General features: G+C 65.0%; 20 protein-coding genes. 11 read left to right on the top strand and 9 right to left on the bottom strand.

Going from position 1 to position 20,876, the window contains the following annotated elements; translation table 11 throughout:
- Positions 1-102: 102 nt before the first annotated feature.
- Positions 103-858 carry a hypothetical protein gene (locus tag ACEOAC_RS01915; protein ID WP_077234859.1) on the bottom strand — a complete coding sequence of 252 codons (756 nt, stop codon included), beginning with the start codon at positions 856-858 and terminating at the stop codon, positions 103-105.
- Between the two features lie 176 nt (positions 859-1,034).
- On the opposite strand from ACEOAC_RS01915, the gene ACEOAC_RS01910 reads away from it, so the two are divergent.
- From ACEOAC_RS01910 to ACEOAC_RS01885, 6 genes are all read left to right on the top strand, one after another.
- On the top strand, positions 1,035-1,388 hold the full coding sequence (locus ACEOAC_RS01910) for a DMT family transporter (protein WP_006461161.1): 354 nt from the start codon (positions 1,035-1,037) through the stop codon (positions 1,386-1,388).
- Between the two features lie 128 nt (positions 1,389-1,516).
- Positions 1,517-2,329, top strand: coding sequence for an SDR family NAD(P)-dependent oxidoreductase (locus ACEOAC_RS01905; RefSeq protein ID WP_413445700.1), 813 nt, complete (start codon positions 1,517-1,519; stop codon positions 2,327-2,329).
- A 136-nt stretch (positions 2,330-2,465) separates the two neighbouring features.
- The gene (locus tag ACEOAC_RS01900) at positions 2,466-3,224 is read left to right on the top strand and encodes an SDR family oxidoreductase (RefSeq protein ID WP_413445699.1); all 759 of its coding nucleotides are present in this window, start codon (positions 2,466-2,468) and stop codon (positions 3,222-3,224) included.
- 122 nt (positions 3,225-3,346) lie between these two features.
- Positions 3,347-4,588, top strand: a complete 1,242-nt coding sequence (locus ACEOAC_RS01895) for an MFS transporter (RefSeq protein ID WP_413445372.1) — start codon at positions 3,347-3,349, stop codon at positions 4,586-4,588.
- 228 nt (positions 4,589-4,816) lie between these two features.
- On the top strand, positions 4,817-6,550 hold the full coding sequence (locus tag ACEOAC_RS01890) for a methyl-accepting chemotaxis protein (RefSeq protein WP_413445373.1): 1,734 nt from the start codon (positions 4,817-4,819) through the stop codon (positions 6,548-6,550).
- Positions 6,543-8,348: an EAL domain-containing protein gene (locus ACEOAC_RS01885; protein WP_413445374.1), complete on the top strand. Its 1,806-nt coding sequence runs from the start codon at positions 6,543-6,545 to the stop codon at positions 8,346-8,348. Before ACEOAC_RS01890 ends, ACEOAC_RS01885 begins: the two co-directional genes overlap by 8 nt.
- A 33-nt stretch (positions 8,349-8,381) precedes the next feature.
- On the opposite strand, the gene ACEOAC_RS01880 is transcribed toward ACEOAC_RS01885, so the two are convergent.
- On the bottom strand, positions 8,382-9,737 hold the full coding sequence (locus ACEOAC_RS01880; RefSeq protein ID WP_413628658.1) for a sigma-54-dependent transcriptional regulator: 1,356 nt from the start codon (positions 9,735-9,737) through the stop codon (positions 8,382-8,384).
- Positions 9,722-11,161, bottom strand: a complete 1,440-nt coding sequence (locus tag ACEOAC_RS01875) for a sensor histidine kinase (protein WP_413628657.1) — start codon at positions 11,159-11,161, stop codon at positions 9,722-9,724. The genes ACEOAC_RS01880 and ACEOAC_RS01875 overlap by 16 nt, the downstream gene beginning before the upstream one ends.
- A gap of 150 nt (positions 11,162-11,311) precedes the next feature.
- On the opposite strand from ACEOAC_RS01875, the gene ACEOAC_RS01870 reads away from it, so the two are divergent.
- Positions 11,312-12,835, top strand: a complete 1,524-nt coding sequence (locus ACEOAC_RS01870) for a diguanylate cyclase (protein ID WP_413443998.1) — start codon at positions 11,312-11,314, stop codon at positions 12,833-12,835.
- Positions 12,836-12,980: 145 nt separating this feature from the next.
- Here the strand turns inward: ACEOAC_RS01870 and ACEOAC_RS01865 are convergent, their stop codons facing one another.
- Together ACEOAC_RS01865 and ACEOAC_RS01860 are read right to left on the bottom strand one after the other, a co-directional pair.
- Positions 12,981-13,631: a 3-oxoacid CoA-transferase subunit B gene (locus ACEOAC_RS01865; RefSeq protein ID WP_006461145.1), complete on the bottom strand. Its 651-nt coding sequence runs from the start codon at positions 13,629-13,631 to the stop codon at positions 12,981-12,983.
- Positions 13,632-13,647: 16 nt separating this feature from the next.
- Positions 13,648-14,343, bottom strand: a complete 696-nt coding sequence (locus tag ACEOAC_RS01860; protein WP_006461144.1) for a CoA transferase subunit A — start codon at positions 14,341-14,343, stop codon at positions 13,648-13,650.
- A gap of 273 nt (positions 14,344-14,616) precedes the next feature.
- On the opposite strand from ACEOAC_RS01860, the gene ACEOAC_RS01855 reads away from it, so the two are divergent.
- Positions 14,617-15,177, top strand: coding sequence for a PAS and helix-turn-helix domain-containing protein (locus tag ACEOAC_RS01855; protein WP_006461143.1), 561 nt, complete (start codon positions 14,617-14,619; stop codon positions 15,175-15,177).
- Positions 15,178-15,208: 31 nt separating this feature from the next.
- Here ACEOAC_RS01855 and ACEOAC_RS01850 read toward each other — a convergent pair whose 3' ends face one another.
- Positions 15,209-16,135, bottom strand: coding sequence for a LysR family transcriptional regulator (locus ACEOAC_RS01850; protein ID WP_241812973.1), 927 nt, complete (start codon positions 16,133-16,135; stop codon positions 15,209-15,211).
- A gap of 147 nt (positions 16,136-16,282) precedes the next feature.
- On the opposite strand from ACEOAC_RS01850, the gene ACEOAC_RS01845 reads away from it, so the two are divergent.
- Both ACEOAC_RS01845 and ACEOAC_RS01840 read left to right on the top strand, forming a co-directional pair.
- Entirely contained in the window at positions 16,283-16,894 is a 612-nt protein-coding gene (locus ACEOAC_RS01845; protein WP_413443999.1) for an NAD(P)-dependent oxidoreductase, read from the top strand.
- A 74-nt stretch (positions 16,895-16,968) separates the two neighbouring features.
- Complete coding sequence (locus ACEOAC_RS01840; protein WP_413444000.1) at positions 16,969-17,700, top strand: DsbA family protein; 732 nt, start codon at positions 16,969-16,971, stop codon at positions 17,698-17,700.
- Between the two features lie 9 nt (positions 17,701-17,709).
- Here ACEOAC_RS01840 and ACEOAC_RS01835 read toward each other — a convergent pair whose 3' ends face one another.
- Both ACEOAC_RS01835 and ACEOAC_RS01830 read right to left on the bottom strand, forming a co-directional pair.
- Positions 17,710-18,351 (bottom strand): HAD family hydrolase, encoded by a 642-nt coding sequence (locus tag ACEOAC_RS01835; protein WP_413444001.1) that lies wholly within the window; start codon positions 18,349-18,351, stop codon positions 17,710-17,712.
- Between the two features lie 60 nt (positions 18,352-18,411).
- Positions 18,412-18,984, bottom strand: a complete 573-nt coding sequence (locus ACEOAC_RS01830) for a TetR/AcrR family transcriptional regulator (RefSeq protein ID WP_413444002.1) — start codon at positions 18,982-18,984, stop codon at positions 18,412-18,414.
- A 78-nt stretch (positions 18,985-19,062) separates the two neighbouring features.
- Between ACEOAC_RS01830 and ACEOAC_RS01825 the strand changes: the two genes are divergently transcribed.
- Entirely contained in the window at positions 19,063-19,812 is a 750-nt protein-coding gene (locus ACEOAC_RS01825) for an SDR family NAD(P)-dependent oxidoreductase (protein ID WP_413444003.1), read from the top strand.
- 22 nt (positions 19,813-19,834) lie between these two features.
- Here ACEOAC_RS01825 and ACEOAC_RS01820 read toward each other — a convergent pair whose 3' ends face one another.
- Positions 19,835-20,812, bottom strand: a complete 978-nt coding sequence (locus ACEOAC_RS01820; protein ID WP_413444004.1) for an SDR family NAD(P)-dependent oxidoreductase — start codon at positions 20,810-20,812, stop codon at positions 19,835-19,837.
- Positions 20,813-20,876: the final 64 nt, after the last annotated feature.

Genomic DNA, 20,876 nt, shown 5'->3' with positions numbered 1-20,876 from the left:
AAGGAAAAGAGGCGCAACCGATGGCACAAGGCCATCCGCTGCGCATCGACGGGACCATCAGTGACGCAGCCAACTCGACCAACTCAGCCAGGCAGGGCAGCCTCAGCGCACCCGGCTGTACAAGGGTTGCACGCTGTCCGCACTGGCACCGACATCAATGGCCTCGATGGCGGTACCCATGCTGTTGCGGGTGCCCAAGCCATTGGCAGCAAACGGCGCGCCGGGTTCCAGCGACATGCGCACGCTGTCGGGCGCAAAGCGGGCGATGCTGCCGTCATCGAGGATGACGCCGTTGGCTTCGCCACGCGGGCCGGTGAGGACCATGGCGATCTTGCCGCGCACCGACAGCTGGCGTAGTTGCGCCGCGCGCAGATGGGGCGGCAGCGGCGGGTTGGCGTCGAAGGCGGGCGGACGGTCGATCACGGTCTGGCCGGTGGCGAGATTGACGATGGCATCGGCCTTGATGGTGCCGGCCCCTTCACCCTGGCCGAACACGCGCACCGACTGCCCCGGCTTGACCACACCCTGCAAGGTCTGCGACAGGTGCGGCGGGAACTTGACCACGGTGCGCTCACCCACCAGCAGGCCATCGACCTCACCATAGGGATTGATCAACAGGCGGCTGACGCGGCCTTCGGTGACCGGGGCCTGGGCCGTCAGGGCGGCTTCATAGGTGGCTGGTGGCGTTTGCACGGCAGGCGCCGCCATGCCCGCAGCGGGGACCGGACCGGGCAGGGGCGCCGGCGGGGGTGGCAGTGCCTGGGCATGGGCGGCCACCAGTGAAGTCAGCACGGCCAGGGTCGAGGCAGCTGCCAGCGAGCGCAGCGAGGCTGAAAGCGGGGATGAAGAGAGATTCATGACAACTCCTTGAGGGGTGAGAGGTATTCCCTCTTTTGCAAACCCCATGCCTGCCACGAATCCCTTTATATTCAATCACTTAGGAACTCAACTTGCGGACAGGTGTCCGTTTCCGTGACACTTCAGCGTCCGCAAACGGACACTGTCCGCCGCCATTTTTTACACAGGAGCCCCCCATGTCCCTTTCCTCGCCCGCCTCCTCGCCTTACCTGACCCTGGCCGTGGCCATCGTCGCCGAAGTCATCGCCACCACCGCCCTCAAGTCTTCCGACGGCATGACCCGCGTGCTGCCGGCCCTGGTGGTGGTGCTCGGGTATGGCCTGTCCTTCTATTGCCTCTCGCTGACCCTGCGCAGCATGCCCACCAGCGTCGCCTATGCCATCTGGTCGGGGGTGGGGATCGTGCTGATCACGCTGGCGGCCTGGCTGATCCACCACCAGCGCCTGGACGGGCCGGCAGTGGCCGGGATCGCCCTGATCGTGGCCGGGGTGCTGGTGATCAACATCTTTTCCAGCAGCGCCGCACATTGAGGCGGTCGCGGGACCGGTGACGGGATCCGGTCAGGATGTCCGAAAACACCACCTTCTACGTCATTCCGGATATCGGCCGCCGCCATAAGATGCTCTCCATCGCAACCGACAACCCCAAGGAGAACATCATGACCCAGTCCCAAGCCACCACCCAGCGCGGTACCGCCCTCATCACCGGCGCTTCGTCCGGCATCGGCGCCCTGTATGCCGACCGCCTCGCCCGCCTGGGCTACGACCTGATCCTGGTGGCCCGCAACCGCGAGCGCCTCAATGCTCTGGCCCAGCACATCAGCAACGACACCCGCCGTACCGTGGAAGTGCTGGAAGCCGACCTGGGCCAGGCCCAGTCGCTGGCGCTGGTGGAAGACAAGCTGCGCAGCGATGCCAGCATCACCCTGCTGGTCAACAATGCCGGCATCGGCACCCACACCCCGCTGCTGCAGAGCAATGTCGATCACATGACCGACATGATCGCCCTGAACGTCACCGCGCCGACCCGCCTGACCTATGCCGTGGTCCCCGGCTTCGTGGCACGCGGCCAGGGCGCGATCATCAATATCTCCTCCATCGTCGGCGTGGCGCCGGAGGTACTCAACGGCGTCTATGGTGGCAGCAAGGCCTTCGTGCTGGCGTTCTCGCAATCGCTGCATCATGAACTGGCGGCCAAGGGCGTGCAGGTGCAGGCCGTGTTGCCCGGCGCCACCGCGACCGACTTCTGGGCCATCGGCGGACTGCCGGTGGAACACCTGGACCCGGCCATCGTCATGCCGGCCGACCAGATGGTCGATGCCGCCCTGGTCGGCTTCCAGCGCGGCGAACTGGTGACCATCCCGTCGCTGCACGAGGAAGACGCCTGGACCCGCTTCGAGACCGCCCGCCAGGGCCTGGCCAGCAAACTCTCGGCCAATGTCCCGGCAGCGCGCTACACGGCCGCGCACTGAGCTGCCCTGTATTGATCCACTATCGCGGCCGACCTGACCGCAGCCAATCCAGACACCAACGATTCGATCGGGAACGACTGTCCCTGCGCAGTCCTCCACAGCCCCCTTACGACCTTCTCTTCAGAAAGGCAACATCATGAAACTTACCGACAACGTCATCTTCATCACCGGTGGTACCTCCGGCATCGGCCGCGCCCTGGCAGAGGCCTTCCACAAGCTGGGCAACCAGGTCATCATCGGCGGCCGCCGCCAGGCGCTGCTGGACGAAGTCACCGCCGCCAATCCGGGCATGGAGGCAATCGCCTTCGACGTCTCGGAGCTGGCCAGCATCGAAGCCGCAGCCGCCACCCTGAAGGCGCGCCATCCGGGGCTCAACGTGCTGATCAACAATGCCGGCATCATGCCCTTCGACGACGCCGGCGGCATCATCGACGATGAAGTCAGCCGCAACATCATCAACACCAACCTGCTGGGCCCGATCCGCCTGAGTTCGGCCCTGATCGACCTGCTCAAGGCCCAGCCGAGCGCCACCATCATCCACAACACCTCGGTGCTGGCCTATGTGCCGCTGGCGGTGACCGCCGTGTATTCGGCCACCAAGGCAGCCCTGCACTCCTACGCGCTGTCGCAGCGCTTCATGCTGCGCCAGACCAACGTGCGGGTGCAGGAAATCGCACCGCCCTGGGTCGACACCGACCTGGTCAAGAAGAGCGGTGATCCGCGTGCCATGCCGCTGGATGCCTTCATCGCCGAAACCATGGCCAAGCTGGCCAGCGATGACGAGGAAATCCTGGTCGACGCCATCAAGCCCTTGCGTGACAACCCGGGCGCCAACGAGCACGCGCTGGTCAACGGTTTCAACGAAGCGCTGATCGCCAACCCGATCCCGGTCTGAGCCGGTCTTATCCGACCTCGTCCGGTCCCATCCGACCTCCCGGCAGCGGCCGGTCTGCGGCGCCAGCAATCACCTGCTGCGCCGGGCAGGCCGGCCGCCCCACCTTGCCAGCGATAAACAGCATGAAACCTGCTCCCACCCCCACCCCTGACACCACTGCGCCTGCACCACAGGCCGCTGCCGGCTCCGCACCGCCCCATCCGGGCTCCCTGCTGACGGCCGGTTTCCTGGCCCTGGGTACCTTTGCCATCGGTACCGAGGGCTTCATGATCGCCCCCTTGCTGCCGCGCATGGCGGCCGACTTCGGCATGAGCGTGTCGGTCGTGGCCAGCCTGGTGATCGTCTTCACCCTGGTGCTGGCCCTGAGTTCGCCCATCACCACGGTGCTGTCGGCCAACGTCAATCGCCGCAATGTGCTCATCGGCGCCATGGGCATCTTCACCGTGGCCAACCTGGCGGCGGCCCTGTCCACCAGCTTTGCCGGCCTGCTGTTGGCGCGCCTGCTCATGGCGGTAGCCGCCGGGCTCTACACGCCCAATGCCAATGCCCTGGCCGGCGCCATCGTCAGACCCGAGCAACGCGGGCGGGCGCTGGCCATCGTCAGTGGCGGCATGACCATTGCCATCGCCCTGGGCCTGCCATTGGGTTCCGTGGTGGGGCATGCCTTCGGCTGGCGTGCCACCTTCCTGGCGGTGGCGGCAATGGGTGCCGTGGCGGTGGTCGGTATCTGGCTGGGCGTGGATCGCCGGGCCGGTGGCCAGTTGCAGGTGGCCAGCCTGCGCGAGCGGGTCGGCGTGATCGGGCAGATAGCGGTGCGTCGCCTGCTGGCCGTCACCCTGTTCTGGTCGGTTGCGGCCTATGCCGCCTATCCCTATATCGCGCCCTACCTGTCACATACCCTGGCCTTCGGCGAAACCGGCATCGGCCTGACGGTCAGCCTGTGGGGGGTGGCGGCGGCCGTGGGCGTGAGCACTGGCGGCATGCTCAATGACCGCTTCGGCTCGCAGCGCGTGGTCCGTACCGCCCTGCTGCTGCTGGCACTGTCGTTCTGGGCGCTGGCGGCAGCCACCTGGCTGGCACCGCAGGTCGCGCTAGTCCCGGTGCTGGTGGCCGTGGCGCTGTGGGGCTTTGCGGTATGGGCTTTCTTCCCGGCTCAGATGGCACGGCTGATCGCGGCCGGTCCGCCTTCGCAGGCCTCGGTCTCGCTCTCGCTCAATACCTCCACCATGTACCTGGGCTTCTCCGTGGGCAGCGCCATCGGCGCGGGCATCCTCGGTCTGGGTGTGGTCGGCGGGATCGGTCTGTTCGCCGGATGCTGCGCCGTGCTGGGGCTGCTGCTGGACCGCGCCGGCAAGCTGCCCTGAGGCAGGCAGGCCATCCGAGAACGTCCAAGAATTTTTTCCGCCGTCGTGATAGGCTGCCGATCCGGGAAACAGCGGATGACCGGTTGGGGCCGGTCGTCCGGAAACATGCCCCTCTTTGTCCTGCAGGGGGGCATGGGGCAACCTATCATCGAACTGTGTTCCATGGCGCGAGAGGGCGCCGGCCGCGGATCTCATCCGCACAATCAAATCCATACAACAGGGGAAATCATGGATAAGGCTAACAACAAGGGGCGTTCGCTCAGCGTGGCCGCGCGCCTGGGTCTCAGTTTTGCGCTGGTGCTGGTGATGATGCTGGTGCTGACGGTGGTGAGCATCAGCAAGGTCAATGCCATCGAAGGCAGCCTGACCACGGTCAGCGAAGACAATAACGTCAAGCAACGCTATGCCATCAACTTTCGTGGCAGCGTCCACGACCGCGCCATCGCCCTGCGCGACCTGACGCTGGTGGACGACGCCGAGGTCAAGGACGTGGTGGCCCTGATCAACAAGCTCGATGCCGATTACCAGCAATCGGCGCAGCCCCTGGATGCCATCTTCGCCAACAAGGGCGCGCATGCCCCCAACGCCGACGAGCGCGACGCCCTGGCCCAGATCAAGGCCGCCGAAGCCCGTGCCATGCCGCTTTCGGCACGCATCATCGCCGCCCGCAACAGCGGCGACATCGACGGCGCCCGCAAGATCATGCTGGGCGAAGCCAAGCCGGCCTTCATCACCTGGCTGGCCACGGTGAACAAATTCATCGACCTGCAGGAACGCATGAGCCAGGCCGAGTCGACCAAGGCACGCAGCACTGCCCGCGGGTTCCAGGCGTTCATGCTGGTACTGCTGGCAGCCGCCATGGTGGCCGGGGTCGTGCTGGCAGGTCTGATCACACGCTCCATCGGTCGCGCCCTGGGTGCCGAACCGGACGAGGTCAAGCAACTGGCACTGGCGGTGGACCGTGGCGAGCTGTATCACGAAGTGGCCCTGCGCCGCTACGATGGCGGCAAGCGCCAGAGCATCATGGCGACGCTCTCCGAAATGAGCATCAACCTGCGCAATACCGTGACCGAGGTGCGTGATGCGGCCGCCGGTGTGGCCACCATCAGCGCCCAGATCGCCGCCGGCAACAGCGACCTCTCGGCCCGCACCGAAGACCAGGCGGCCTCGCTGGAAGAAACCGCCTCGGCCATGGAGCAGCTGACAGCCACCGTCAAGCAGAACGACGGCCACGCCCGCGAAGCCAACCAGCTGGCGCGCAATGCCTCCGACATCGCCAAGCAGGGCGGCGCCATCGTCGACGAAGTGGTCGATACCATGGCTGCGATCAACACCTCGTCGCGCAAGATCGTGGACATCATCGGCGTGATCGACGGCATCGCCTTCCAGACCAACATCCTGGCGTTGAACGCCGCAGTGGAAGCGGCCCGTGCCGGTGAACAGGGACGCGGTTTCGCCGTGGTCGCCACCGAAGTGCGCAACCTGGCGCAGCGTAGCGCGGCGGCGGCCAAGGAAGTCAAGCAACTGATCGATGCATCGGTCGACAACGTCGAGAACGGTACCCGCCTGGTGGAACGTGCCGGCGAGACCATGGAACAGATCGTGGCCAGCGTGCAGCAGGTCACCGATGTGATGGGCGAGATTTCCACCGCCAGCCATGAGCAGAGCGTGGGCATCGAGGAAGTGCACAAGGCCATCGCCCTGATGGATCAGGTGACCCAGCAGAATGCGACCCTGGTGGAACAGGCCAGTGCCGCCGTCTCCAGCCTGCAGGACCAGGCGCAGCACCTGACCCGGGCAGTGGACGTATTCCAGCTGGCAGCGCCCTCCTCGTCCGCGGCACCGGCCGCAGCAGCGGTGACGTCGCGCCCGAGCGTCGAGGTCAATCCGCCACGCTCGCTGGCAAGCCAGACCAGCCGCCCCTTGCAGCTGGCCGCCGCCGGGGATCACGGCGATGCCTGACCCGGCCCTGTCCCGGCCGAACGATGAACTGCAGCGCCTGGCGGCGCTGCATGCCTTGCATCTGCTCGATACCGGCTCCTCCGAAGATCTGGACAACATCACCCGCCTGTGCCACTCGCTGTTCGGCGTCAACGGGGCGTACGTGTCGCTCATCGACGCCGACCGGCAGTGGGTCAAGTCGCAGAGCGGCCCGGACATGTGCGCTCCCTCGCGCGAGCTGTCCTTCTGCGACCACACGGTCAGCCAGCGTGCGCTGATGGTGGTGGAAGACGCCACTCTCGATGCCCGCTTTGCGAATAATCCGCTGGTGTCCGGGCCGCCGCATATCCGCTTCTATGTGGGCGCGCCCCTGCTCACGCCCGAGGGCCATGCCATCGGCGCGCTGTGCATCACCGACACCGTGCCGCGCACCTTCGATGCAGCCCAGCGCAAGCAGCTTCAGCAGCTGGCTGCGCTGGCGATGTCGCAGATGCTGCTGCGGCGAGCCATCGGCCGTGTCGATCCACTCACGGCCATGCCCAACAAGTACCAGTTGCGGGAAGACCTGGCCTCGCTGGTCCCGGCCGACAGCGCCCTGCAGGAGGCAGAGCCGGGCACCCGCGCGCTGGCCTACATCGACATGCCGGACGCCCATACCTCCTTCGAGATCGGCAGCGTGCTGGGTTCGCGTATCCATGACGAGCTGATCCGCAATGTCGGGGCGCGGCTGCAGACGCTGGTGCAGGGCCAGGCCGATGTCTATCACATCAGCGACGGTCGTTTCGCGCTGCTCTCGCATGCAGGCAAGGCCGAGCAACTGGCCGGCCACCTGCGCGGCATGACAGCGGCACTGGAACAACCGGTCGACAGCATGGCCGTGCCGATGAATCTGCCCAGCTATGGGGGCATCGTCAGCGTGGTGCAGACCCGCGAGCAATTGCGCGATGCGCCGCGCAAGGCGGTGGCCGCCCTGCACGAAGCCCTGGCGCGCCGGCAACGCTGGGCCGATTACGATGCCGATGCCGACGTGATGCACCAGCGCCGCTTCCGCCTGCTCAACGATATTCCCGATGCGTTGCTGCCGGAGCGCCAGCAGGGGGGTGGCCTGGCCCTGGTCTACCAGCCCAAGCTGGACCTGCGCAGCAACCGCTATCACGGCGGCGAAGCGCTGCTGCGCTGGCAGCACCATGAGCTGGGACCGATCTCGCCGGCCGAATTCATCCCGCTGGTGGAGCGCACGGCATTGATCCGTCCGGTATCGGAGTGGGTGATCCAGGCCGCCCTGCAACAGATGGCGACCTGGAAGAACGAGGGCATGCCGGTCAAGCTGGCCATCAACCTGGCCGCGCCCAATTTCGAGGAGTCCGACCTGATCGGCCGCCTGGAACGCGGCTGTCGTGACAGCGGCATCGACCCGGCCATGGTCGAGATCGAATGCACCGAAGGGGTATGGATGCACAGCCCGGCCGTGCTCAAGCTGCTGCATGAGATCCGCGCCCTGGGCATGGGGCTGGCGCTGGACGATTTCGGTACCGGCTACAGCAACTTCGCCTACCTGCAGCAGGTCCCGGCCTCGGTGGTGAAGATCGACCAGTCCCTGATCCGTCACCTGGACAGCAGCGCAAGGGATCGCCGCATCGTGCAATCGCTGATCGCGCTGGCCAAGGAACTGGACTACCACATCGTGGCCGAGGGCGTGGAAACGGCGCAGACCCTGGAACTGCTGCGCGCCTGGGGCGTGGACGAAGCGCAGGGTTACTACATGGCCCGCCCGCTGACACCGGAGGCCTTCTCGGCCCACGTGCGGGCGGCGGCCTGAGGCCACAGCGACCAGGTACCTTCCGTGAGGCCGCTAGCTACCTGGCGGCCCCGCTTCTTCCAGCTTGCGATACAGCTGCTGGCGCGAAATACCCAGCCGGCGGGCGGCTTCGGCGCGGTTGCCGTTGGCCGCGGCCAATGCGCGCTCCAGCATCAGCCGCTCCACCTGTGCCACCGCCGCCGCCAGCGGACCATCCCAGTCGATCTGCATGCCCTGCGCCGGACTGGTGGCAGACAGGCTCGGCAAGGCAATGTGTTCGGCCTCGATGCAGTTGCCGTGACTCATTACCGCCGCCCGTTCCATGGTATTGCGCAACTCGCGCACATTGCCCGGCCAGGCATGCTGCAGCAAGCGTCGCGCGGCCGCCGCGCTGATGCGCTTGGGGCTGTCGCCAGCCTGCTGGCGCAGGAAATGTTCGGCAATGGCCAGGATGTCGCCGGGCCGCTCGCGCAGCGGCGGCACCATGATCGGTACCACCTGCAGGCGATACCACAGGTCTTCCCGGAAGCGCCCCTCGCGAATCTCCTGCGGCAGGTCGCGGTGGGTGGCGGCGATCACCCGCACATCCACCCGCAGCGACTGGCTGCCGCCGACCGGCGTCAATTCCCGCTCCTGCAGCACGCGCAGAATCTTGGCCTGGGTCGGCAGGGCCATGTCGCCGATCTCGTCCAGGAACAGGGTGCCGCCATCGGCTTCCTGGAAGCGTCCCATGCGATGCTGGGTGGCCCCGCTGAAGGCACCCTTGACGTGGCCGAACAGTTCGCTTTCGATCAGCTCGGCCGGGATCGCCGCACAGTTGACCGCCACGAAGGCACGCCCTGCGCGGCTGCCATTGCGATGCAGGGCGCGTGCCACCAGCTCCTTGCCGGTGCCGGTTTCGCCCAGGATCAGCACGGTGGCGTCGCTGGTGGCAGCACGGCCGATCTGCTTGAAGACCTGGCGCATGGCTTCGCTGTCACCCACCAGCTGGTTGCGCTCGCTGGCAGCGGCGCTGGCCGCGTCCGGCGCAGTTGAAGAATCGGAGGCGGAGGTACTCTGGCGCAAGGCACGTTCCAGGGTCTCCACCAGCGCCGTGCGCGGGACCGGTTTGGTCAGGTGGTCGAAGGCGCCCAGGCGGATGGCTTCGATGGTGTTGTCGCCGCTGGCATAGGCGGTGAGCATGATGCAGGGAATGGCGGCGATGGCCGGGGCGCGCTGCAGGAAGACCAGGCCATCTTCCTCCGGCATGCGCAGATCGACGATGGCGGCATCGATGGCATGGGCCGAGAGCAGGCGCAGGCCGGCGGCGGTGCTGCCGGCCTCCAGCACCTCATGGCCGAGATCGCCGACGGTCTCGGCCAGGCTACTGCGAAAGGCGACGTCGTCATCGACGATCAGGATGCGCGCCATGGCAACTCCATATCGAAACGGGCGCCACGCTCGGTGGCGGCCAGGGTGATGCTGCCGCCATGGGCATGCACGATTTCGCGCACCAGCACCAGTCCCAGACCGGTACCGCCGCTGCGCTGGCTGACGAAGGGATCGAACAGGCTCTCGCGCAGTTCGGGCGCGACACCGGGGCCGTCATCGGCCACCCAGAGCTGCAGGCGGCCATCCGCGCCAAGCCGGGCGCCGATGTCGATACGGCCGCCGGCCTCGCAGTGGGCCAGCGCATTGAGCAGCAGATTGTCCAGCGCGCGTGCCATCTGCACCGGGTCCAGCGCACTGGTTGACAGCCCCGAGGCGAAGCTGGGCAGATCCAGTGTAGTGCCCAGCTGCAGTTGCTTCTTCTCGGCCAGCTCGGCATGGGCCTGGTGCCTTTCCTCGATCCAGGCCGCCAGATCGATGCGCTGGCGCTGTACCTGGAAGGGCTGGGCCAGGGCCAGCAGGCTGGCCACCAGTGCGTCGAGCCGCTCGGTCTGGCTGACCACCATTTCCAGCGCACCGGTCACCCGCGCCTCGCGCACCTGGGCCGGCGCGGCCAGGGCGTTCTCGGCCTTCATGCGCATGGCGCCGATGGGATTGCGGATTTCATGGGCCATGCCGGCCGCCACCCGGCCCAGCGTGGCCAGGCGCTCGGCATGCGCGAGTTGGTGCGACAGACGCTCGGACTGCCCACGCCAGCGGCTCAGAGTGCTCCCCAGCCAGACCCCGCTGACAATGACGAAACCCAGCAACAGCGCAATGGCCACCAGCAACTGGTTGAGCACGCCGGCGCTCATCACCGGCACGCGCTTGAGCGTCCAGGCCGCCAGCGACACACCCTTGAAGTTGACCGGGCAGGCGGCGAACACCACCGCCTCGCGCAGGCCGGGGCGCACATCGCTCACGGTGGCCGCGCCATCGAGGGCGCGCTGGGCGATCGAGACGATGCGTTCCATTTCCGCGCCTGGCGGGTCGCGCTTGATGCCGCTGCCGTCATAGGTGGGAAAGGCATAGGCCACCACGTCCTGTTGCGGGTGCCAGAAGCCGCCCTCCACCCCGGCCTGATCGCGCAGGGACAGGTCGATCACGGCCTGCATCAGCGAGCGCGCGGGCAGGCCGTCGGCATTGGGCGCCTGGGGTGTGCTGAGGACAGAGGAAGAGGAAGAGGAAGAGGGAGGGCTGGAAGTATGGGTGGAAAGCGCATGCGCCAGTCCGGCGCTCATGGCGGTGCAGCTCACCGCGGCCTGGCCGGTGGCCTGGCTGATCTGCGAGGCGGCACCCTGCCGGCTCAGCTGCAGCAGCAGGAAAGCCAGCACGAGCGCGATCAGGGCAATGAAGGCCCACAGGATGACCAGGTCGCGTTTGATGGTGTTCTTGATGTTCAGGAGGCCTCCGGTGCCGGCTGGCATGTCGCCTTTCATGGCGCTCGCATTTAAGCACGAAGCTTTACCGGTGATAAGCCATCTGACAGGAACGCCGGGATGGCGGTTCATCTTTTGTTGCAACTCAATCACGTTGCCACCGATCAAGATGGAAGCTCTTTTTGCTTTATGCGTTAATTGCGCCTGGGTGAAGCAGGGGGAAATAAAATCAAGCAGTTAAAGAAATATCTGGTGGTGGTCTTGGGCATCGCCATGCTGATGGTGATCGCCATGTGTGCCAGCACGCTCTACCAGAGCTATCGCCAGACGCGCCTGGGGGCCGTGGACAATGCCGGCAACGTGACCCTGATCGCCCAGCGGGCAATCTCGCGCAACATGGAAGTGCTGTCGCTGTCGCTCGATACGCTGGCCTACCGCTACCAGCATCCCCTGGGCGCTGCGCGCCTCAATGACGCCCAGCGCTATGCCTACCTGTTCGGCAGTACCGCCAATGTCAGCCATATCTCGGTGATGGCGATCATCGATGCCAATGGCCGGGTTCAGGCCAGCTCGCGTCGTCGCCAGGGTGATGCCGCGCCCAACTACGCCGACCGCGCCTATTTCACCGTGCATCGCGATTCAGCCAATGCGGGGCTGTATGTCTCCAAACCCATCCTGGCCAACCTGCCCAACCTGGGCAACGATGTACGCGTGGTGGTGCTGTCCAAACGCCTGTTCAATGAAGACGGCAGCTTTGGCGGCATCGTCGTCATGGCGCTGAACCTGAGCTATTTCCGCGAACTGTTCGAAGGACTTTCGCTGGGTGCCGATGGCGTGATCTCGCTGTATTCGGACGATGGCGTGGCCTACATGCGCATTCCGTACAACGAGCAGATCATCGGTCGCGACCTGAGTGGCAGTTCCAACTTCCAGCGCATCCAGAGCGCACTGCGGCACGAGGAGGGCAGCTTCTTCGCCCGTGCCAACAGTGATGGCGTGGAACGGCTCTATACCTTCCGCCGCATTCCCGACTCACCGCTGATCGTCTTCGTGGGCTATGCCGAACAGGCCATTTTCAAGAACTGGCGCAAGACCCTCTATGCGGTAATCATCTCGCTGTTCATCTTTGCCCTGCTGTTGGCCTATCTGCTGTCGCACGTGCGCCAGGAACTGCGCCGGCGCGTGACCATCGAGCGGCGCCTGGAAGAGCTGGCCCAGACCGACGGCCTGACCGGCCTGCTCAACCGACGCGCCCTGGACGAGGCCCTGCAGGCGGCCTGGGAGCGCTGCCGGCGCAATCTGAACTCGACCTTCTCGGTGCTGTTCATCGATGTGGATTACTTCAAGCCCTATAACGATACCTATGGCCACAAGCTGGGCGATGGCGTGCTGCAGGAGGTGGCCAAGACCATCAGCGACAACCTGCCGCGTCATACCGACTGCGCGGGCCGCTATGGCGGCGAGGAATTCGTGGTGCTGCTGGAGCTGACCGACACCGAAGGTGCGCGCCTGATGGCACAACGCCTGTGCGACGCGGTCTACAGCCGCCTGATCGTACATGCCAGCAGCCCGTTGCGGGTGGTGACCATCAGCGTGGGCGTGGCCACGCTGCAGCGCGCTCATCATCATCGTGTGGAAGACGTGCTCAACGCCGCCGATGCCGCGCTCTACCGGGCCAAGCGGGACGGCCGCAATGCGGTGCGGGTCAGCATGGCGGATTGAAGCGCACGGGCGGCATGGCCTGCACTAAGAAAAAAGGGCGCCGTTTTCACGGCGCCCTTGTTCATTGCGATGCAGCGTCAGGCCGATCGTTCGGCGCTAATGCAGACCTCACGCAGACCTCGCGCAGACCTCGCTCAGACCTCGCTCAGACCTCGCTCACGTCGAGCGGTGCTTCGGTCTTCTCGATCACTTCTTCCTTGGTGACGCCGGAAGCCAGTTCGATCAGCTTCAGGCCACCGGGGGTGACGTCGATCACGCCCAGGTCGGTGATGATGCGGTTGACCACGCCCACGCCGGTCAGCGGCAGGTTGCAGTCGTTCAGGATCTTCCTGGATGTGCTGCCGTCCTTGGCCTTGGCCACGTGCTCCATCAGGACCACCACGCGGCCGACACCGGCCACCAGGTCCATCGCACCGCCCATGCCCTTGACCATCTTGCCGGGGATCATCCAGTTGGCCAGGTCACCCTTGGCCGAGACCTGCATCGCGCCCAGGATGGCGATGTTGATCTTGCCGCCACGGATCATGCCGAAGGAATCGGCCGAACTGAAGAAGGACGAGCCAGGGATGGTCGTCACGGTCTGCTTGCCGGCGTTGATCAGGTCGGCGTCGACCTGGTCTTCGGTGGGGAAGGGACCGATGCCCAGCAGGCCGTTCTCGGACTGCAGCCATACTTCGATATCGTTGGGAACGTGGTTGGCCACCAGGGTGGGCAAGCCGATGCCCAGGTTCACGTAGAAGCCGTCCTGCAGTTCCTTGGCTGCGCGGGCAGCCATTTCATCTCGGGTCCATGCCATTTTGTCGTGTCTCCTCTTATGCGCGCACGGTGCGTTGTTCGATGCGCTTCTCGGGCGTGGCGTTGACCACGATGCGATGCACGAAGATGCCGGGGGTGTGGATCTGGTCCGGATCGAGTTGCCCCACTTCCACCAGTTCTTCCACTTCCACCACGGTGACCTTGCCGGCCATGGCGACATTGGGGTTGAAGTTGCGGGCGGTCTTGTTGAAGACCAGGTTGCCGGCCTTGTCGGCCTTCTGCGCCTTCACCAGCGACACGTCGGCCACCAGCGAACGCTCCATCACATAGCGCTCACCGTCGAATTCGCGCACTTCCTTGCCCTCGGCCACCAGGGTACCGACACCGGTCTTGGTGAAGAAGGCGGGGATACCGGCACCGCCGGCGCGCAGCTTCTCGGCCAGCGTGCCCTGCGGGGTGAATTCCAGCTCCAGTTCGCCGGCCAGGTACTGGCGTTCAAACTCCTTGTTCTCGCCCACGTAGGAGGCGATCATCTTCTTGATCTGGCGGGTGGACAGCAACTGGCCCAGGCCGAAACCATCGACCCCGGCGTTGTTGGAAATGGCGGTCAGGTTCTGCGCGCCCGAATCACGCAGGGCGGCGATCAACGCCTCGGGGATGCCACACAGGCCAAAGCCGCCGACCGCAATGGTCTGACCGTCCTTGACGATGTCTTTCAACGCGGTGGCCGCGTCTGGATACACTTTGTTCACGAGTCTCCTTTCGGCTCTTGTCTTGCGAGCAGGGTTGCAAGCTGCTGGTGGGGATACCAGCTCAAACAGGGATGGCATCGGAGCTTCTCTTTCGCGCTGCGCCATGGCAATGCCGGGCTCCGATTAGCGCCAATTATCATAGGTCAGGTGAAATAAGCCATACAATACGGTAAAAATACCTGGCGCAATGCAGCATAACATCGACCGCAGGGGCGGTGCGCCGGGTTCGAGGGACCTTGCCGGCTACTTACGGCACATCGCGCAGCATTACTCATGACCCAGCCACTTGCCATCGACTTCGAACAGGTTTTCATGCACGCGCCCATCGGCATGTGCGTCTCGCACAATCGCATCATCCAGCAGGGCAACCTGGCGATGGCGGCGATGTTCGGCTATGAGGTGGAACAGTTGCGGCAGACGTCCTTCCAGGAAATCTATCCCACCGCCGACGAGTTCGAACGCACCGGCCTGCGCCTGGTCCCCATCCTCAATGAAAAGGGGTTCTATTCGGACGAGCGCATCATGAAGCGTTCCAACGACGAGATGTTCTGGTGCCATGTCACCGGCCACGCCCTGAACCGCGACAACCCGCATGCCGCCGGCATCTGGACCTTCGAGGACGTGAGCGCCAAGCGCCCCATCGCGCCCGGCCTGACGCCACGCGAACGCGAAATCGCCGCGCTGCTGGTGGAAGGCAAGACCAGCAAGCTCATTGCGCGCCAGGTGGAACTGAGCCCGCGCACGGTGGAAATGCATCGCGCCCGCCTGATGCGCAAGTTCGCCGCCTCCACCTCCTCCGAACTGGTACACAAGCTGCTCAGCATCACCCCCTGAACGGGTCCGACCCTGGTCTGACCTGCTCCGCTCAGAACGGTTGCCCGGCGAAGCGCTGGGCCAGGAAATCAAGCATGGTGCGCAAGGTCGCCGGCATATGCTTGCGCGAGGCGTAGACGCCATACATCCCCAACTGCAGCGGCTCGAAGTCCGGCAGCAACTGCACCAGCCGGCCACTGGCCACCAGCGGCGCCACGGCATAGGCCGGCATGTGGCCGATACCGACTCCGGCCAGCACCGCCTGCAGCAGTACCGTCACTTCATTGGCACTGATGCTGCCGCCCACGGCCACGCTCTGGCTCTGCGGCGCTGTCCTTTTCTTGCCGCCCTTTCCAGTTGCCTTCTTCGGATCGAACTGCCACAGGCTACGCCCCACATAGGAGTGGGTCAGGCAATTGTGCAGGGCCAGTTCTTCCACCTTGCGCGGGGTGCCGTGGTGGGCCAGGTAATCCGGCGCGGCGCAGATGATCGAGCGGCACACGCCCAGCGGTCGGGCAATGAGGTTGGGTTCCAGCCGGTTGGTCATGCGGATGGCCAGGTCGATGCGTTCTTCCACCAGGTTCACCGTGCGGTCCAGCGCCAGCAGGTCCACCGCCACACCGGGATAGCGGCGCCCGTAGTCGACCACCGCCTGGATCAGCTGGGTCTGCGCAAAGGAGGTGCTGGCGGTGATGCGCAAAAGCCCACGCGGGGTTTCGTCGGGCGTGTCCAGCGCATGGCGCATGTCATCGGAAAACTCCAGCATCTGCCGGCAACGCGGCAATATCTCGTTGCCGGCCGGCGTGAGCGACAGGCGCCGCGTGGTCCGGTGCAGCAGGCGCGCCCCGACCCAGTCCTCCAGCTCAGCCACATAGCGCGACACCACCGGCCGCGACAGGTCCAGCTGCCCGGCCGCGGCCGACAGGCTGCCGCCGTCCACCACCGCCACGAATACCTGCATGGCCATCAAGCGATCCATGGTGCCGCCTTTCGATCTGCACGTTTTTGGAAACAAACTGTGATCGATTATGCTGTTTTTCGAAAACAAAAGCGATCCTATGATGGCGACTGTGCGACACCCTGTGCCGCTCCTCGTGCTCCCATCACCACCTCGAAAGGAAACCTCATGAAAATCGCACTCATCGGCGCCTCCGGCAATGTCGGCAGCCGCATCGTGGACGAAGCCCTGCGTCGCGGCCACAATCTCGTCGCCATCGCCCGCGATGCCGGCAAGATCGCCCAGCGCACCGGCGTGACCGTGGTCGCGGCCGACGTCAAGGACGCCACCAGCCTGGCATCGGCCATCAAGGGTGCCGACGTGGTCGTCTCCAGCGGCCGCTTCACCAGCTTCGGCGCGGCCGACCTGCTGCCGGCCGTGAAGGCGGCGGGCGTCAAGCGCCTGGCCATCGTCGGCGGCGCCGGCAGCCTGGAAATCGCACCTGGCAAAGCCCTGATCGACACTCCGGAATTCCCGGAAGAGTACAAGCCGGAAGCCGCCGGCGGCCGTGATTTCCTGAACGTCCTGCGCGGCGAGCAGGAACTGGAGTGGAGCTTCCTGTCGCCCTCGGCCCTGTTCATCGCCGGCGAACGCACCGGCCAGTTCCGCCTGGGCCAGGACCAGTTGCTGGTCGGCGCCGATGGCAAGAGCTGGATCTCCTATGAAGACTTCGCCGTCGCCCTGCTGGACGAACTGGAACAACCGAAGCATGTCCGCGCGCGTTTCACGGTAGGCTACTGAGCCAGGCAATACCCCGGGCCTGATGGTGAAACATCCTCAGGCCCGACATCGATTCATCCAAGAGGAACCCCATCATGACCACCCCCGCCACCGCTCACGACACCGTGCTCCACTACATCCACGATCCGCTGTGCGGCTGGTGCTATGGGGCCGCGCCGCTGGTGGCCGCAGCCCGCGCCGTACTGCCGGTACAGGCCCATGGTGGCGGCATGATGGCCGGCCGCAACCGCCGCCGCGTCGACGCGCAGTTGCGCGACTACGTGATGCCGCACGACCATCGCATCGCGCAGATGACCGGACAGGCATTCGGCGAGGACTATTTCAATGGACTGCTCAAGGACACCGATGCCGTCTTCGATTCGGCGCCACCGATAGCCGCCGTGCTGGCGGTGCAATCCATCCAGGGCGAGGCAGCCGGACTGGACATGCTGGCGGCCATCCAGCGTGCCCATTACCAGCAGGGACGACGGATTTCGGAGGTGAGCACGCTGACCGAACTGGCCCAGGCGCTGGGCGTCGACGCTGCCACCTTCGTCGCTGAACTGCAGCGCGTGGAGCAGGAAGAACTGGACAACCACATCGCGGCCAGCCGTGAATTGCTGAACTACGTCGGCGGACGCGGCTTCCCCACCTTCATCTTGCAGCGGGGCGATACGCTGGAAGTGCTGGACACCGGTCGCTGGCTGGGGCAACCCGAGCAGTGGGCCGCCTACCTGCGTGACGAAACCGGCACGACCAGCACGACATCGCCAGCGCAGGAGAGCACGCCGCTCCAATGCGATGTGCAGACCGGGCACTGCGACTGAACACGACCGTCAGACCGGCAAGCCCAGTGCGCGCAATTGCAAGCGGGTCTGCTCCGCCTGGACGTGATGAATGCCCTGCCAGCCCAGCGCCCGGCAGGCATCGATATTCTTCTGCGCGTCGTCGATGAAGACCAGCTGCTGCGGCTGTAGCGCCGGCAGGTGGCGACCGTAGCGTTCCAGCGCGATCTGGTAGATGCGCGGCTCGGGCTTGATGCAACGCTCGTCGCCTGACACGACGATGTCCAGGAACAACTGCATGAAGTCGTGATTGTCCCGCGCATGCGGATAGGTCTCGGCGGACCAGTTGGTCAGGCCGAACACCGGCACCTGCTGCGCATGCAGTTCACGCAGCAGTGCCACGCCCTCGGGGAGCGGTCCGCGCAGCATTTCCACCCAACGACCATAGAAGGCCCGGATCAAGGCTTCGTGCTGCGGATGCTGCCGCACCAGCAGCTCGGTCGCATCGGCTAGCGTGCGACCACCATCCTGCTGTACGTTCCATTCGGGTGAGCAGATGTGGGTGAGGAAATGGTTGCGCTCTTCTTCATCAGCGATCAGCTGGCGATACAGGTGCTGGGGATTCCAGTCGAACAGTACGCCGCCGAAATCGAAGACGACGGCGCGGATGCCGCTTGGTGCTGAAAACGTCATGGTGGATGTCCTGTCAAATGGTCTGGAAGGCTTTCCGTCGCGTGGTCTGAAACGCTCCGATCACCGCACGCCGACGCCGTCGAGGAACAGGTCGATCAAATGGGCGATCCGCGATTTTGTCGCACTGCCTTGTTCGATGCTGAGGGAAATCGCAGTCACCATGCAGACGAGATCCTCGACCGAGACGTCCCGCCGAATGGCGCCCGCCTTTTGTGCGCGCAAGAGCAGGCGTTGCGCTTCCTCGCCGCTGGCTTGACAACCCGGCGTACCGCTCTTGAGGACCGTACCCAGCGCCGCCGCCAGCCCCCGATAGTGCGACGCATGCGCCACGAGATCCTTCACGAAGGCGCGCACGGAAGCATCGGGGTCGAGCTTGTCGTCACGTCCCCGGCTCGCCTCGGCCAGCGCCATCAGGCGCTCATCGTTGGTTGCGGCAAGCAGCGCCTCCCGGGTGGGAAAGCGGCGATACAGCGTGCCGATCCCGACTTTGGCGCGCTTGGCGATGTCGTCGAGCGAGGCATCTGCTCCCCGTTCCAGGAACACTTCTTCGGCTGCCGCAAGGATGCGCTCGCGATTGCGCGCGGCATCGGCCCTTAACGAGGGTTCTTCTGTCAGGGGGAATTTGTTCGTCATATTCAAATGCGCTTGCAAAAGTGGATGATATCTCCACATAATAAGTGGAGCAATTCTCCACTTATGAAAGGGACAGAGATGGCAAAGCGATTCGACGACAAGGTTGTGGTGGTCACCGGTGGCAGCGAAGGCATTGGCCTGGCCACCGCCAAGCTGTTCGCAGCCGAGGGCGCCCGGGTCTATGTGACCGGTCGCAGGGCCGACAAACTTGATGCGGCAGTCAGGGAAATTGGCGATGGTGCGGTCGGTGTATCGGGGGATGCTGCCAATCCAGGCGATCTGGATCGCCTCTACGCGCGTATCCAGGCGGAGCAAGGAAGAGTCGACGTGCTCTTCGCCAACGCCGGGACCGCCTCGGCCGATGCCAAGCCACTGGGACTGATCGATGAAGCGGACTTCGATCAGATCTTCAATCTGAATGTACGCGGATTGCTGTTCAGTGTGCAAAAGGCGCTGCCCTTGATGTCGTCAGGTGGCGCAATTGTCCTCAATGGTTCCGTGGCCGGGGTCAAAGGCTTCCCGGGACAATCGCTGTACAACGCGAGCAAGGCCGCTGTGCGCTCCTTTGCGCGCAGCTGGACCGCGGATCTGAAGGACCGTCAGATCCGCGTGAATGTGGTGGCGCCTGGAGGAACCGAGACCCGCCTGATGCGTGACTACCTTGAAGCGCGTCCTGGGGTGGAGGACGCACTCAGGCAGCTAATCCCCGCAGGACGCCTGGGGGAACCGGATGAAGTAGGACGTGCGGTACTGTTCCTGGCATCGCCCGAGAGCAGTTACATCGCCGGTGTCGAGTTGTTCGTCGATGGTGGTTCCGTCGCCGTGTGAGACAGTTGGCTGCGCCTGTTCATCACACTTCGCCCGTCAGTTCTGCGCACTTGATCCATAACTGCTCGGCACGTACCGGATCGAGCGCATACGGGCGTACGCCTGCGCTGAAAGCGCTGACGACGGCATCGTCAGCAAGCGGGGCAGCGATTGCGCAGTCTTCGCAGTAACGTCCGCCGATGGTCTCGGCATCCGCGACGACGCCGGCCCAAAGTGTCGTCGCGGCGCCTTGTGCGGGGGTCTTGACCTCGAAGGGCGCATTTCCCAGCGCCAGGTGTTGTTCATGCATCGAGGCAAAGGCACTCTCGAACACTTCAGGCGCGATATTGCGCGTCAGCTCGGTCAGGATGACACCCGGGTGGACGCTCGCCGCGCGCACGCCACGATGTCGATGCCGCGCGTCGAAGGCCACGGCCAGCAAGGCGTCGCCGGTCTTGGAGCGGCCGTATGCAAGCCAGGGATCGTAAGGGGTATGCGTGAAGTTCGGATCGTCGAGATCGACATCGCCGAACCGGTGCCCGTTGGAGGAGAGCATGATCAGTCTTGCTCCCGCTACCATCAGCGGTGCCAGCCGGTGGACCAATACGAAGTGTCCCAGGACATTGGTGCCGAACTGGAGCTCGAAGCCATCCGGCGTCACGCCGAAGGGTGGGGCCATGATGCCGGCATTGGCAATGACGAGGTCGAAGGTTTTTCCTGTGGCGACCATGCTGTCGGTCACGGCTCGGACCGATGCCAGATCGGCAAGGTCCATCCGGATGATCTCAAGGCTGCCGCCTGAGGCTTCTGCCGCATCCCGCACCACCTGCGTGGCGCCACGTGCCTTGTCGAGGTCGCGCACGGTGCCGATGACGTCGGCGCCATGGGCCACGAGGGCGCGGGCCGTCTCGATTCCCAGCCCTGCCGAGACACCCGTGATGAAGACCCGTTTGCCGCGCAGGTCCGTGCCGGCCAATACTTCATCCGTTGTCGATTTTGCGTTGAAATGTGCGCTGTTCAAGATGTTCTCCTGTTGAGTTCAGAGGCATGCGACACCGCATGCGTCTTGCCAAGATACGCTTTGG

The organism is Herbaspirillum frisingense, assembly GCF_047325095.1.
Taxonomy (GTDB): domain Bacteria; phylum Pseudomonadota; class Gammaproteobacteria; order Burkholderiales; family Burkholderiaceae_D; genus Herbaspirillum; species Herbaspirillum frisingense.
Note: the sequence above shows the minus strand (reverse complement) of the source record. Positions and strands in the feature narration are given on the sequence as shown.

What these genes read in the sequence shown, in the direction of transcription:
- ACEOAC_RS01915 (WP_077234859.1), bottom strand. Translation starts at nt 858, where the DNA reads ATGAATCTCTCTTCATCCCCGCTTTCAGCCTCGCTGCGCTCGCTGGCA.
- ACEOAC_RS01910 (WP_006461161.1), top strand. Translation starts at nt 1,035, where the DNA reads ATGTCCCTTTCCTCGCCCGCCTCCTCGCCTTACCTGACCCTGGCCGTG.
- ACEOAC_RS01905 (WP_413445700.1), top strand. Translation starts at nt 1,517, where the DNA reads ATGACCCAGTCCCAAGCCACCACCCAGCGCGGTACCGCCCTCATCACC.
- ACEOAC_RS01900 (WP_413445699.1), top strand. Translation starts at nt 2,466, where the DNA reads ATGAAACTTACCGACAACGTCATCTTCATCACCGGTGGTACCTCCGGC.
- ACEOAC_RS01895 (WP_413445372.1), top strand. Translation starts at nt 3,347, where the DNA reads ATGAAACCTGCTCCCACCCCCACCCCTGACACCACTGCGCCTGCACCA.
- ACEOAC_RS01890 (WP_413445373.1), top strand. Translation starts at nt 4,817, where the DNA reads ATGGATAAGGCTAACAACAAGGGGCGTTCGCTCAGCGTGGCCGCGCGC.
- ACEOAC_RS01885 (WP_413445374.1), top strand. Translation starts at nt 6,543, where the DNA reads ATGCCTGACCCGGCCCTGTCCCGGCCGAACGATGAACTGCAGCGCCTG.
- ACEOAC_RS01880 (WP_413628658.1), bottom strand. Translation starts at nt 9,737, where the DNA reads ATGGCGCGCATCCTGATCGTCGATGACGACGTCGCCTTTCGCAGTAGC.
- ACEOAC_RS01875 (WP_413628657.1), bottom strand. Translation starts at nt 11,161, where the DNA reads ATGCCAGCCGGCACCGGAGGCCTCCTGAACATCAAGAACACCATCAAA.
- ACEOAC_RS01865 (WP_006461145.1), bottom strand. Translation starts at nt 13,631, where the DNA reads ATGGCATGGACCCGAGATGAAATGGCTGCCCGCGCAGCCAAGGAACTG.
- ACEOAC_RS01855 (WP_006461143.1), top strand. Translation starts at nt 14,617, where the DNA reads ATGACCCAGCCACTTGCCATCGACTTCGAACAGGTTTTCATGCACGCG.
- ACEOAC_RS01850 (WP_241812973.1), bottom strand. Translation starts at nt 16,135, where the DNA reads ATGGATCGCTTGATGGCCATGCAGGTATTCGTGGCGGTGGTGGACGGC.
- ACEOAC_RS01845 (WP_413443999.1), top strand. Translation starts at nt 16,283, where the DNA reads ATGAAAATCGCACTCATCGGCGCCTCCGGCAATGTCGGCAGCCGCATC.
- ACEOAC_RS01840 (WP_413444000.1), top strand. Translation starts at nt 16,969, where the DNA reads ATGACCACCCCCGCCACCGCTCACGACACCGTGCTCCACTACATCCAC.
- ACEOAC_RS01835 (WP_413444001.1), bottom strand. Translation starts at nt 18,351, where the DNA reads ATGACGTTTTCAGCACCAAGCGGCATCCGCGCCGTCGTCTTCGATTTC.
- ACEOAC_RS01830 (WP_413444002.1), bottom strand. Translation starts at nt 18,984, where the DNA reads ATGACGAACAAATTCCCCCTGACAGAAGAACCCTCGTTAAGGGCCGAT.
- ACEOAC_RS01825 (WP_413444003.1), top strand. Translation starts at nt 19,063, where the DNA reads ATGGCAAAGCGATTCGACGACAAGGTTGTGGTGGTCACCGGTGGCAGC.